This window comes from Bibersteinia trehalosi USDA-ARS-USMARC-188 (assembly GCF_000521725.1).
Classification (GTDB): domain Bacteria; phylum Pseudomonadota; class Gammaproteobacteria; order Enterobacterales; family Pasteurellaceae; genus Bibersteinia; species Bibersteinia trehalosi.
Genome location: NZ_CP006954.1, coordinates 548,695 through 561,980, shown reverse-complemented (window position 1 = coordinate 561,980; position 13,286 = coordinate 548,695). Strand labels below are relative to the sequence as shown.

12 protein-coding genes and 1 pseudogene are annotated in these 13,286 nt (G+C 43.6%); 5 read left to right on the top strand and 8 right to left on the bottom strand.

Going from position 1 to position 13,286, the window contains the following annotated elements; all coding sequences use genetic code 11:
- The first annotated feature begins 158 nt into the window (after positions 1–158).
- The 4 genes from F542_RS02730 to F542_RS02715 all read left to right on the top strand — a co-directional run bounded on the left by F542_RS02730 (position 159) and on the right by F542_RS02715 (position 3,311).
- Positions 159–1,418, top strand: a complete 1,260-nt coding sequence (locus F542_RS02730) for an MFS transporter (protein WP_038445701.1) — start codon at positions 159–161, stop codon at positions 1,416–1,418.
- A 233-nt stretch (positions 1,419–1,651) separates the two neighbouring features.
- Entirely contained in the window at positions 1,652–2,104 is a 453-nt protein-coding gene (locus F542_RS02725; RefSeq protein WP_025266848.1) for a hypothetical protein, read from the top strand.
- A gap of 3 nt (positions 2,105–2,107) precedes the next feature.
- Positions 2,108–2,737: a DsbA family oxidoreductase gene (locus F542_RS02720; protein ID WP_015433065.1), complete on the top strand. Its 630-nt coding sequence runs from the start codon at positions 2,108–2,110 to the stop codon at positions 2,735–2,737.
- Positions 2,730–3,311: a rhomboid family intramembrane serine protease gene (locus F542_RS02715; protein WP_015433066.1), complete on the top strand. Its 582-nt coding sequence runs from the start codon at positions 2,730–2,732 to the stop codon at positions 3,309–3,311. Before F542_RS02720 ends, F542_RS02715 begins: the two co-directional genes overlap by 8 nt.
- Before the next feature lie 50 nt (positions 3,312–3,361).
- Here F542_RS02715 and pyrE read toward each other — a convergent pair whose 3' ends face one another.
- Complete coding sequence (gene pyrE, locus F542_RS02710) at positions 3,362–4,003, bottom strand: orotate phosphoribosyltransferase (RefSeq protein ID WP_025266847.1); 642 nt, start codon at positions 4,001–4,003, stop codon at positions 3,362–3,364.
- 48 nt (positions 4,004–4,051) lie between these two features.
- Positions 4,052–4,894 carry a 23S rRNA (adenine(2030)-N(6))-methyltransferase RlmJ gene (locus tag F542_RS02705; protein WP_015433068.1) on the bottom strand — a complete coding sequence of 281 codons (843 nt, stop codon included), beginning with the start codon at positions 4,892–4,894 and terminating at the stop codon, positions 4,052–4,054.
- Positions 4,895–4,950: 56 nt separating this feature from the next.
- Between F542_RS02705 and ampD the strand changes: the two genes are divergently transcribed.
- Positions 4,951–5,505: a 1,6-anhydro-N-acetylmuramyl-L-alanine amidase AmpD gene (gene ampD / locus F542_RS02700; protein WP_025266846.1), complete on the top strand. Its 555-nt coding sequence runs from the start codon at positions 4,951–4,953 to the stop codon at positions 5,503–5,505.
- 47 nt (positions 5,506–5,552) lie between these two features.
- Here ampD and F542_RS02695 read toward each other — a convergent pair whose 3' ends face one another.
- The 6 genes and pseudogenes from F542_RS02695 to F542_RS02675 form a co-directional block, all read right to left on the bottom strand.
- A complete protein-coding gene (locus tag F542_RS02695; protein WP_025266845.1) occupies positions 5,553–6,539 on the bottom strand; it encodes an amidohydrolase family protein in 987 nt (328 codons plus the stop codon).
- A gap of 211 nt (positions 6,540–6,750) precedes the next feature.
- A pseudogene (locus F542_RS10950) lies at positions 6,751–6,852 on the bottom strand (tRNA cyclic N6-threonylcarbamoyladenosine(37) synthase TcdA); the annotation flags it as partial.
- Positions 6,853–6,876: 24 nt separating this feature from the next.
- Positions 6,877–8,271: an efflux transporter outer membrane subunit gene (locus F542_RS02690; protein ID WP_025266844.1), complete on the bottom strand. Its 1,395-nt coding sequence runs from the start codon at positions 8,269–8,271 to the stop codon at positions 6,877–6,879.
- A gap of 3 nt (positions 8,272–8,274) precedes the next feature.
- Positions 8,275–9,399 (bottom strand): ABC transporter permease, encoded by a 1,125-nt coding sequence (locus F542_RS02685; RefSeq protein ID WP_025266843.1) that lies wholly within the window; start codon positions 9,397–9,399, stop codon positions 8,275–8,277.
- A gap of 1 nt (position 9,400) precedes the next feature.
- A complete protein-coding gene (gene rbbA, locus F542_RS02680) occupies positions 9,401–12,145 on the bottom strand; it encodes a ribosome-associated ATPase/putative transporter RbbA (RefSeq protein ID WP_015433073.1) in 2,745 nt (914 codons plus the stop codon).
- Positions 12,145–13,167, bottom strand: a complete 1,023-nt coding sequence (locus tag F542_RS02675; protein WP_025266842.1) for an HlyD family secretion protein — start codon at positions 13,165–13,167, stop codon at positions 12,145–12,147. Before F542_RS02675 ends, rbbA begins: the two co-directional genes overlap by 1 nt.
- Between the last annotated feature and the right edge of the window lie 119 nt (positions 13,168–13,286).

Genomic DNA, 13,286 nt, shown 5'->3' with positions numbered 1-13,286 from the left:
GAAAGCTAATCAAGTTTCATTTTTGTGTTCTTACTCAAAAAAATTCATCATTCCATTCGACAATAGCATAACAAGCGGTTAAATTCATTCGTAGGGTCGCAGTTTATTACGCCCGCATAAATAGGTGATAAACGACGGAATACAATATCTACAATACCATGTCTAAAAATAGAGCGTTTTTTGAACAAAAGAATTTAGGGATCAACTTTTGGCTGTATCGTTTGGCATTTGTTCTAATCAATCTTGGCAACATTGCTATAACTATATCCATAAGTTGGTGGATTTTTGACACCTACCAAAGAGCCATTTATATTAGCTATGTGGTTATACCCACTGTTTTTATATCCATAATATCTAATATATTATTGTCTCCTCTAGGGGATAATTTTCAAAGAAAAAAGATAATTCAGGTAGGAATAGTTATACAAATAATATCTTGCCTGATAGTTATTTTAATTAATGAATTAAACACACTATCAATATCTGCATTGATTATATTTCAATCTCTTTATACATTAGGAAATGGCATTACAAAAGTTGGATGTACCGGTTTTATCGTTGAAATAATAAATAAAGAATTATTACCAAAGGCTCATAATATTATTATGAGAATAAATTCAACAGTCAGTATTCTATCAGGCACAATCGGTGGTTGGTTGTTTTATACTCTGGGAATGACATTATCATTTATGTTAATGTTATTTATGCTAATACTTGCTTCTATAATGATTTATCACATAAAAACAAATAGCCAGATAAATAAAAAATCGAGAAATATTAATTTTTATAATGATATTAAGTTAGGGTTAAATTATACAATAAAAAATCCAATAGTCAGAATATTATTTATTTATAGTTTTATCATTGGAATTGCATTCGGACCAATGCAAATCATAAATGTATATATGATAAAAGAAGTATTTAAGCTGGAATCTATTAGCTATGGCTTCGCAACTTCCTGTATTGCTATAGGAGTTATCTTAGGCAGTTTTTTATACGAACCAATTAGTTTGAAATTTAAAAGATTAAGTAACTTTGTATTTTATTCATCTATCATGCTGGGATTTGGTTTTTTAGCTATACTAAATAATAATATTTCAATATTTTATTTGGCACTTATAACAATTGGAATTAGTAAAAATTGGATCAATGTATCCATTGATAGTAAGTTGATCAGTTCTCTACCAGACAATTTAAGAACCAAAGTTATTTCGAATATTTCATTTTTTGGTAATCTTAGCATCCCTATTTCTAATTTATTGTCAGGATATATAATAGATACTTATAATTTAAACATTATAATAATTTTAAATTCTTTATTTGTAATAGGAATATCTTTTATATATTTATTGCATAAAGGTATTATAGATTTTATTGATAGTGATACGAAAGTAACACAGTTATTATTAAAAGAGTAAAAAGCTATTGTTCAAATAAAATCAATGTCGGCAGATTTGTACCCTGATGATCTTCATCACTGACGAGTACCTTTCAAATCAACAGCCTCCCGTCAAAGACAGGCACTACCATCAACCACAAGCGGTCAATTTTTTCGAGAAATTTGCAAATGTTTGAGAAAAACAGAGCGCTTGCACCTCACTCAATTTCCGTTATTATAGCCCACATTTTGCAATCTTCTTTCGGGAAAGTTATGCCTAAATTTAAACTGATTCTACTCTCTGCCACTTTAACTGTTTTATTTGGTTGTACGGCACCAAAGCCCACTCCTCAGCCTCAAATCGGTTATCTGAAAAACAATATCAGCCAATCGGAATTGAATAATGTTGCGAATTTCAAACGCTATAACTACTACTGCTACAATTTTGAAACAGCCTCTAGTTCATTTTTAGCAAGCTATTTTCCGCTTTGGAAAGAGAGCCGCTTCGCTGAGAATTTTGGTTTTTATTTTCAGCTAGATAATGGCAAGGCATTGCCATTTGATCATCTTGAAAATAAGGTATTAAATAGTACCTCTTCCCGCTTTGAAGTGCGTTACCGTTCCTATTTGCCAATTGATGGCGATTATGTGGAGCTAAAAGCGCGTGAAAAAAGCTCAATTTATTACAAAAATAACCAGCCTTGGTTAGAATGCTTTGAGGGATAAATAATGAAAATTGAAATTTGGTCTGACTTTGCTTGTCCATTTTGTTATATCGGCAAGCGCTATTTAGAGCAAGCCATTGCACAGTTTGATGGCGAAGTAGAAGTGATTTTCCGTGCCTTTGAATTAGATCCTCACGCTAACGGTGAACCAGAAAGCGGTATTCAAGAACGTTTGCAGCGTAAATATCAAAAAACGCCACAGCAAGCATTAGAAATGATTGAACGAGTAGAGCAAATCGGACGAAATGCGGGATTAGATCTTCGTTATGCTACTACTCAATATACCCGAACCTTTGAAGCACACCGTTTACAAAAATTTGCTGAAAGTAAAGGGCTAGGAATGGCAATGGCTGAACGCCTTTTTCACTACTATTTCACAGAAAACGGCATTCTTGCCAAGCGTACTGCATTAATTGATCTTGCCTTAGAACTCGGCTTCGAGCGCACAGACATCGCACAATTACTAACCAGTGATGATTTCGGACACGAAGTACGCGAAGATGAGCGTATGGCAAATAAGCTAGGGGTTCAAGGTGTGCCCTTTTTTGTGATTGATGGCAAATTATCTGTCTCTGGCGCACAACCAACAGAGGTTCTCCTTTCCGCAATGCAACAGGCACAAAGCAATGATTAATCTTGAACAACTTAAACGCCAACCTATTACGCTTTTGGTTACCATTATTTGTATTTTGGTATATTTATTGCAGAAAATTGGCTTGCAAAATGCCATTTTTGAACTTGCTCATTATCCTTACTATCAAGGCGAAAGCGAGCAAATTTGGCGGTATATTACCCATAGTTTAGTCCATCTTGGCGAGGCGCATCTAATTTTTAACTTACTCTGGTGGTGGCAATTTGCGGGGCTAATCGAGCGTTATCTTGGTTCATTTAAATTGATTTTGCTCTTCTTTATTGCTGCGCTGCTTACTGGTGTAGCACAAAATGCGATGAGTGGACCAAATTTCTTTGGTTTATCCGGCGTGGTGTATGCGGTGCTTGCTTATGTCTTCGCTGCCAACAAATTTACCAAACCCAGCCCATTAGATCTACCTGATAGCTTTCTTTACTCACTGTTAATCGGGATTGCCATTGGCTTTATCAGCCCCTTGTTTGGGGTGCATATGGGCAATACAGCTCATATTACAGGCTTAATTCTCGGCTTACTTTGGGGATTTAATGATGCACGGCGTTATCAAAATAATATTTAATATGAAAACCCGCTTACAAGCGGGTCTTTTTTTCAGAAATTTTGCAAAAGCTACACGCCATATTTGGCACGATATGCTTTCATCTTCGCCAAATAGGGTTCGTATTGTGGCGATTGTTCGATAAATTGCAGTAAGTCGTCAAAATCGATAATTGAGAAAACTTGGCAACCATAGTCTCTTTCTACTTCTTGAATAGCTGAAAGCTCGCCCTTGCCTTTCTCTTTACGGTTTAAAGCAATCAATACCCCCGCAAGGTTTGCTTGGTTGGCTTGGATTATTTCCATCGATTCCCGAATTGCTGTACCTGCGGTAATCACATCGTCCACCAGTAAAATATCTCCTTTCAGTGGCGAACCAATTAAATTTCCGCCTTCACCATGATCTTTGGCTTCTTTGCGGTTGAAACAGCACGGTTTATCTAAATTAAATTGATTGAATAAAGCAACGGCAACGGTAGTTGCAATGGGAATACCTTTGTAGGCAGGCCCGAATAACACATCAAATTGAATACCACTTGCTTGAATGGCTTGGGCATAAAATTCGCCCAGTTTGGCGAGATCTTGCCCTGTACTAAACAGGCCTGCGTTAAAAAAATACGGGCTTTGTCTGCCTGATTTTAAGGTAAATTCACCAAACTTCAGCACATTACGGCTTAAAGCAAATTCGATAAAGTCGTGTTTGTATTGTTGCATTTTGCTTCCCTTTATAATAAACGGACGCCAGTATGGCGTCCCTACAATTTATTCTGGTGTGATCCATTCTACCGTCCACGAACCTGTGCCTTCTGGCACTAAAACATCGGTAAGATACGGTAGAATTTTTTTCATTTGGCTTTCTAACTGCCAAGGTGGGTTGATCACAATCATACCACTTGCAGTCATACCTCGTTGATCGCTATCGGGGCGAACCGCTAGCTCAATTTGTAAAATTTTGCGAATGCCTGTTTCCTGTAGTCCACGCACAATACGTTTAGTGTGTTGGCGTAATACCACTGGATACCAAATCGCATATACGCCTGTCGCAAAACGTTTGTAGCCTTCAATTATTGCTTTTACCACCAATTCATAATCTTCTTTTAATTCATAAGGCGGATCAATTAAGACTAAGCCACGTTTTTCTTTCGGTGGCAGTGCAGCTTTAAGCTGTTGGAAACCGTTTTCACGTTTCGTTACCACATTTGGCGTTTTAGCGAACTCTTGGCGAAGTAGTGGAAAATCATTTGGGTGTAATTCAGTTAATAACGCACGATCTTGTTCACGCAACTGTTGCACCGCAAGCAGTGGCGAACCTGCGTAGAATTTTAACTTATTGCCTTTGTTAATTTTTTTTAGTTCGTTGATATATAAAGCGATTTCTTCAGGCAAATCAGTACGTTCCCAAAGTCTTGCTATCCCTTCAATATATTCGCCTGTTTTTTCCGCTTCCGCAGAAAGCAAGCTATAACGTCCTACACCTGAGTGCGTATCTAAATAGAAAAAGCCTTTCTCTTTCTGCTTTAAGGCGGTCAAAATCAAGGTTAAAACAATGTGCTTTAAAACATCGGCGTGGTTGCCGGCGTGGAAACTGTGGCGGTAACTTAACATTTTGCTTCTCTTATTGGTAAAATAAGCCGTTATTCTACCCTATATTTGGATTTTTTATGAATTTAACCATTGAAAATGGCTGGCTAACCGCACAAAAACAGGTGATTTCCCCCCATTTTTCCGAACGTCCTGATGCACAAGATATTTCATTACTAGTAATTCACTACATTAGCTTACCACCTGAAGAATTTGGCGGTGATTTTATCGACCGTTTTTTTAGTGGGACACTCGATCCCACCCTTCACCCTTATTTTGAAGAAATCAAAGATCTGCGAGTGTCCGCACACTGTTTAATCAACCGCCAAGGGGAAATTACCCAATATGTGAGCTTTAATGATATGGCGTGGCATGCTGGTATTTCTTGTTTTGCTGGGCGGGAAAAATGTAATGAATTTTCCATTGGCATTGAGCTAGAAGGCTCAAATAATCAGCCATTTACCGAAGCACAATATCAAACGCTGGCAAAATTAAGCAAAGAAATTATGGTGACATATCCGCAAATTACCCCCGAACGCATTGCAGGGCATAACCAAATTGCCCCCGAGCGGAAAATCGACCCTGGTCAGTATTTTGATTGGGATTATTATCACAAGCTCTTACAAGCGGTCTAATTTCATTTAAATTTTGCAAAAGCGGACGATTTTTCGTCCGCTTGCATTTATGACAATCCTAATACCTTCCGCCCATTGATGCTGGCGATATTTGCCATCTCTTCCAAGTTAGTAAAACGGCAACCTGCTGAAAGCAGACTTAATTCCTGCCACATATCGCCTTCACATAGTGGCACCATATAATCACAGATATTATCTGTACCAATAGCAACCGTAATCCCTTCTGGAATCATCTCATCGGCTGGGGTAAGGGCATTATGGAATGGTAGCACCTCATCTTTTCGTGGGCTATCAATCCACGCCATAGGACAGGCGATCATCATCATATCCACCGCTTTCATTTTTTTATACAGCATTTGGCGGTACTCTTTCGGGTGTGCCCCAATCGAAATACCGTGAATAGCGACAACTCTCCCCTGCATGCCGTGTTCAAGCGATTTATCGCACAGCTGTTCTGTCTCTTTTTCTGATTGTGAGTTGAATTGATCCACATGAACGTGTAGCATTTTGCCCTGCGATTTGGCGGTATCCATCAAAATATCCATCGCCTCTAAGCCTTTGCCATAATCTAATTCATCACGGTATGGCAAGCCACCAATCATATCCACCATTTCCGAACCAATATCGAACCATTTTCTCGCATTTGGCTCAATCACTCCTTTTAAAGTTTGGTTAGCAAATTTCAGCACAATATCATTTTTATAGACTTCACGGGCTTTATGAGCAGCAAGAATGGCACGGTCTTCGCACACCTGGTCAATATCTACAAATGTCCCAAATGCCGTTACCCCTTGTGCGATCATTAGCTCAATCGCTTGGCTAAAACGGCGATAATAATCTTCCACTGTCGAGTGACGTTTGACTTCATCAACCAAATCCCATTTTTGCTGCAAATTGGCTTCTTGGTAGATTTTGATTTTTTCTGGGGTCATTGTAAAAGCACGGTCGGCGTGAGCATGGGAATTTACCCACCCCCCTTTTTTGATAACTTCATCACGAATATGGCTTTTCAACGTTCTGATTAATTGGCTCATAGCTTGCTTTTCCTACTCAAATTTTGGGCAAAAAAAAGATCTCAAAAATGAGATCTTAATAAAAAAACAACCAAGCCACGCAAAATTGCACGGCTTGGCTGGAAGAATTTGTTTGCAATAAGTTTAGTTAAACAGTACATCTCTAGTTCCTTTTGGCACTAGAGCTGTAGTATAGCGTTTCTAACAAAAAAAAGCAAACGGTTGCTTTGTTCTAACGTAACAATTTATCAATCATCTGACTCACCGCAAAAAATCCAAAGGCGGCAGTCACTGTTGTCACAGCCCCGAAACCGTTGGCATAGTTCATGGTAGCAAAACCTTGGATTCTATTTTTATGTTACAGCCATCCTCCTCCTAATGCTTTATATAAACCAAGTAGATTTTGCGCTTGTGCCAGTTGCGATTGGATAAGCTGTTCTTGATAATTCAGTGCCGTAACCCGTGCGCGAATAGCGACGTCCAGCGTTTTATCATCGTGTTTGAATAAGAGTTGCGCATCACTGGCCTGCTTTTGTGCCTGCGTATGGGATTTTTGCAACAAGCGGGTTTGAGCCGTCAGGCTGCGATGATTTTGGTAAGCCGAATCCACCTCACCTAATGTGGTGAGTAAGGTTTTATCATATTGAATCAACGCCGCTTTCAGGCGTGCGTCCGCCGCGTCAATATTCGCTTGTATCCGCCCGTTGGTGAAGAGCGGCAATTGCACATCTAATCCCGCCAAACCGGATAATCCGGAAATATGGGAAAGATCGTTATTCAGCTCGATACGTCCGCCCCGCCCCATAAAATTAATATCGAAGCGCGGATATAAATCGGCTCTGGCGCTCGCCGATTTGGCCGCTGCCGCTTGGATTTGGAGGGCGTTGGCACGTATATCCGGCCGACGCTCGATCACCGCAGCCGGTAGTTGCCCGCTCGGAGCGGCAGGAATTTTCGCCAGCGGATTGCCGCTTTTCACAATACTGAAGCCCTGTGGTACCGTGCCGGTAAGAATGGCGATATTACGCTGAAAAACGTCCGCCTGTGCTTTGAGCGTCGCTTGTCGAGCCTGTAATGCGGTAATTTGTGCGGCAATTTCATTCACTTCATAGGCGGTGGCTTGTCCGGCGTTAAACCGCCCTTGTACATAACGTTGTAATTCCCGCATGGTCTTAATATTTTTCTCCAGCACCGCATTTTGTTGCTCCAATGCATGAATGCGGAAATAGTTATCGGCAATTTCGCTTGAAACCAATAATTGTGCCGCATATACCTGTTCCTGCGCACTTAATGCCACCGCTTGAGCTGCGTCCGCGTCGCTGCGTTTTTTCCCGAAAAAATCCGGCTCCCACGAGGCGCTAATACCGCCGTAAGCCCCGCCCGAGCGGGAACGACCCGGATTGCTTACCCCCGTATTGACATCCGATACGCCGCCGACGGCCGAACCGCTCGCGCCGATGTTAATTCCTCGCTCAGCCTCGGCGTAATCACTGTTTGCCTGCGCTTCGCTTAAACGCGCACGGGCCAGACGTATATCGAGATTTTCGTTTAACCCCTTTTCAATCAGTGCGGTTAATTGCGGATCATGCCAATTCCGCCACCATTGGCGGATTTGCGCCGAGCCTTTCGCCGCTTCGGCTTGGTCAAAACGTTCCGGCAACGATATGCCGGATTCCGTATTAATTTGCATTTGGCTGCAAGCGGTCAAAATTACCGAAAAAATTGCAAATGAGGTCAATGTTAACTTTTTCATTCTTTACCCCTGTCTGGATAGCATCGATTTAAATTGGGTTAAGGCAATGGTTAAAAACACCGCACCAAGTGCCGCCATTTTGACCAAATGCAGCCATACTACGTCCAGTCCCGCCCCCCGGAACAGCACGTCTTGTGCGTAAGCGCCTAAAATCGTAGTCGGTGAAAATTGGGTGAGCTGTTGGGCGATTTCCGGCATATTTTCAATCGGTGAGTTTGTTCCCGAAAGCAAATACATCACGATATAAGTCGGCAAACAGAGCAAGCCGAATTGCGGCATAGTCGGGGCAAATACGGCCAGCAAAATACCGAGCGAAGCGATGGAAAACAGGAAAATGGCCGCACCCAAGGCAAAAATTAAAATCTGCTGATTAGTAAAGGGGGCATCCAGCATTCCCTTCACGACTATCCGTAGAGAGAGCGTTGCCACAACCAGCAGAACCAAACCGTTCGCTAAAATTTTCGCTATCGCAATTTCACTGGAACGTACCGGCATGACCAGCAAATGTTCCATCGTGCCGCGTTCCCGTTCACGAATCACCGCCGAGCCGACCAAAAGCAAAGTCAGCAACGTCAGGTTACCGACAATTTGCGTCGCCCCCATAAACCACGAGCTGGTAAAATTCGGGTTAAACAGCACGTTCACCGCCGTTTTAATCGGCGGAGGGCTGCTTTCGGTTTTCAGAAAACGGTTGATTTCTTGACTGAAAATCTGTGTGATATAAGACGAACCGATACTCGCCTGCGTCATTGCCGTCGCGTCCACCAAAAGCTGTATTTTCGGTTCTCTGCCCGCCAGCAAATTCCGCTGATAGTCGGGCGGAATTTCCACAACGAAAGTATAGCGGCCGGTATCCATCAAACGGTCTATCTGCTGCGGCGGAACATCGTCCACATTTTTAAAATAGGGGGCGATGAGCGCATCTTTTAAACGATAAGAAAGCATAGAATGATCGTAATTGACCATCGCCACCGAGCCGTTTTTAACATCGGTAATTCCTTGTCTGGCGACACTGACGAGGGCAATCGAAAACATATACACGATCAATACGATCAACACGAAATCGCTAAACAGGCTTTTCAGTTCTTTGAGCGAGAGAAAAGCCACATTTTTAAGCCAACGTAACATATCATTTTTCCTGTTTTTTCAGGGCGAGCGTCGCCAAAATCATGTATACGGCGTAAATCGCCGCCAACGCCAGATAGTTTTGGATAAAATCACCGAAGCCTAAACCTTTGGTAAAACCGCCCAGGCTGATTTGCTGAAACCAAGAGCCGGGAAATATTTTGGATACGATCAAGACATTACCGTCCAACCTTGACGTCGGATACATCATGCCCGAAAAGTTCATAGTCGGTATCATGGAAATAATCGCCGCCGCAAAAATGGCCGCCACCTGCGATTTCACAAAACTCGACACCAACAAACCGAAACCCGTCGAAGCACAAATACCGAGTAACACGCCGAAAAACATCGCCGGTACCGAACCTTTAATCGGCACGCCGAAAACAAACATACCCGCCAGCACCATAATCAAATAACTCACGAACGACAACGCAATGTAAGGCAGCTGTTTGCCCAATAAAAACTGAAAGCGTGAAGCGGGCGAACCGTAGAGATTCATAATGGTGCCCATCTCTTTTTCACGCACCACGCTTAAGGCCGTCATCATCGGCGGAATCAACATCATCGCCAGCATAATAATTCCCGGCGTCATGGCAAAAATGCTCTTGAAATCCTGGTTATACACCATGCGAGGCTCAATCGGCGTACTCGTTTTCACCTCAATACCGTTTTCACGCAAAACTTCCCGCATATATTGGCCGATCACGCCGCTCGCCGAATTTTTCAAATTTTCCGCCGTCGACGGAAAAGCACCGTCGATAAACACGCCGATTTCGGGTTGTTCCGAACGTAATAAATCGCGTCCGAAATTTGCCGGAATTTCTAATACCAATTTGGCTTCGGACCTTTGTAAAGCTAGGGTAATTTCATCGACCGAATGAATCTGCGGTTGTCGGATAAAATAAGGCGAGCCGTCGAACGTTTCGATCAGTTTACGACTTTCCGAACTATTATCGTGATCAAGCACGGTAAATTTCATCGGATTAATATCGAACGAAATACTGGCCGCCATCGAAACCAACATAATCAGCGGCCCGAGTAAGGCGAAAAACAAACGGATATTATCGCGCAGCAGCTCTTTGCCTTCCCGCACGGCGAAAGTCCGAATCGTGGCGAACCAATTTGTAAAATTTCGTGCAAATCCGACCGCTTGTAAGCGCTCTTCCGCCATCATCGGTTGCACATTTTCCGCAGCGGGGGCGGTAATATCGTCCGCCTGCTCTTCCAAATAGAGAATAAACGCCTCTTCCAAACTCGACGCATTTTTACCGAGACGCAGCTCTTCCGGCGTTCCCACGCCCAACACGCGCCCGCGATGCATAAAAGAAATACGATCGCAACGCGCCGCTTCATTCATAAAGTGAGTGGTAACAAAAATAGTGATACGGTCTTCACGCGAGAGTTTGATCAAATATTCCCAGAACATATCACGTGCGGCAGGATCCACCCCTGAAGTCGGCTCGTCTAAAATCAACACTTCCGGTTTATGTAAACAAGCGGCCGCCAGTTGCAAACGCTGCCGAATCCCAAGCGGCAAGGCGGAAGGTAATGCACTGCTCACGTGGCTTAAATCGAATTGTGTGATCACGCCATTGATATAGTCCGCCCACTCGTTTATCGGAATTTGGTAAAGTTTGGCGTGCAACGCCAAATTCTCGCGCACGCTCAACTCTTCATACAAAGAGAAGGCTTGCGACATATAGCCTACCCGCTTACGGGTATTGATGTCGCCGGCGTCAATCGGCCTACCGAGTAACGTCGCCGTGCCTTCAGTCGGATCAAGCAAACCGGTCAGCATTTTCATCGTGGTGGATTTACCGCATCCGTTCGAACCTAAAAAGCCGAAAATTTCCCCTTTCGGAATCACAAAACTGACGTTATCCACCGAAACAAAATCGCCGAATTTTTTCGTCAATCCTTCGGCGATAATAACCGGTGGCTCATCGGCAATCGGTTCGAAAGGCGGGATATAAAGACCTTCCGCCGCCCCGCGTTTTTCAGGCGGCAGCAGTTTGATGTAGGCTTGCTCGAGATTTTCACTCCCCGTTTCGGCAATCACTCGCTTAGTCGATTTATCGGCTATCAGCTTGCCGTCGTCCATCGCCAGCACATGCTCGAATCTTTCCGCCTCATCAATATAGGCGGTGGCGACAATCACCGTCATATCGCCCGTCTCTGCCCGCAACTCCTCCACCAATTGCCAAAATTGGCGACGCGAAAGCGGATCCACCCCCGTAGTCGGCTCGTCTAAAATCAACAAATCCGGACTGTGCACCAAGGCACAACAGAGGCTGAGCTTCTGCTTCATACCGCCTGAAAGTTTACCTGCCTGTCGATCGGCAAAAGGTGCTAAGCCCGTCGCTTTTAATAAGCGTTCAATGCGGGCCTTGCGTTGCTTGCCGCTAAGCCCGAACATACGTGCGTGAAAATCCACGTTTTCGTAAATCGACAAGGTCAGATAGAGATTTTTTCCCAATCCTTGCGGCATAAAGGCGATTTGATGGGTCAAGGCTTCGCGAGCCGCTTTATCCGCCACATTCTTACCGAATACCCGCACTTCTCCCTGTTGAATAATTTTAGCCCCAGCAATCAGTGAAAGCAGGGTTGATTTTCCTACGCCGTCCGGCCCGATCAAACCGACCGTCCTGCCTTTTGGAATCTCAATCGATACCTCGTTCAGTGCCGTGGTTTTACCGTAGGTATGCCGTAACCGCTTGACCGAAACGGCAATAGTGCTTGCATTCTCCATCATTCTTCGCCTTGCGGTAAGTTGATGTTTAAATTCTCGCTCCAAACGGCGTCCGTATCATATTTCACATATCCCATCGCCGTCATACCTCCTTTCAATAACCCTGAGTACTGCTTCGCCACTTCCACCGGTACTTGCAATTTCACTTTAAACATCAATTTGGCACGCTCTTCGGCGGTTTCCACCGATTTCGGCGTAAATTGAGCCTCACCGGCTACATAGCTGATAGTTGCCGGAAAGACATAATCGCTGCCATCGATTTTGATTCGGGCCTCATCGCCCAATTTAAGCAGATTGGATTGATAGGAAGGTAAAAACAGATTAATGTAAACGTCCGTCGTATCCAACAGACTCACCACACGTCCGCCGACACCCAGCACATTGCCGACTTCCGCAATTTTATATTCCACGCGACCGGCAATCGGTGCTTTAATCAACATATCTTCATTTTGCGAAGTCGCTTGATGGGAAAGGGCTTCGGCCTGCGAAATATTCGCCGTACTTTGAGCGACCACCGCTTCGGCTTCGGCTTTAGCGGCTTTGCTTCTTTCAAGAGAAGCCTGCGTCGCTCGGTAATTTGCCTGACGACGCTCCAGTTCGCTGGCGGAAATCAGCTTTTCCGCACGCAACTTTTTAGCGTTATCCATCTCCAATTTCGCCACTTTCAGTTGCTGCTGCTTCTCTAAAATTTCCGAATTTGCCCGCACCACTCCTTCAATCGCCCGCTGTTTCTGGGCTTTCGCCGCTTCGATTTGGGCTCGTGCCGAATCTACCTGACTTTGGGTCTGGCTCGAGGAAAGGCGGGCAAGCGGTTGATCTTTCTCGACATTTTGCCCTTCTTTGACATAAATCTCTTCCACCCGTCCAGCATACAGCGAAGCAATATCCAAACGCTCCAGCTCCAAGCGACCGTTCACAGCGGCAATCCCCGTCAGATTACGGTTTTGCCCGTGCGTTTGACGCCATAAATACACACCGCCGATAAATGCAACAACCAATGCAGCTATCAGTAATTTTTTCATACAACATTCCTTACTGTTAATTCTCAAATAATCCGAGTATAGGAAATGCGCATTTTACAAACAACCATCAAAAAGCGATAAAATGTTGTCTAACCATACACAACACGTTAAAGTGTCGG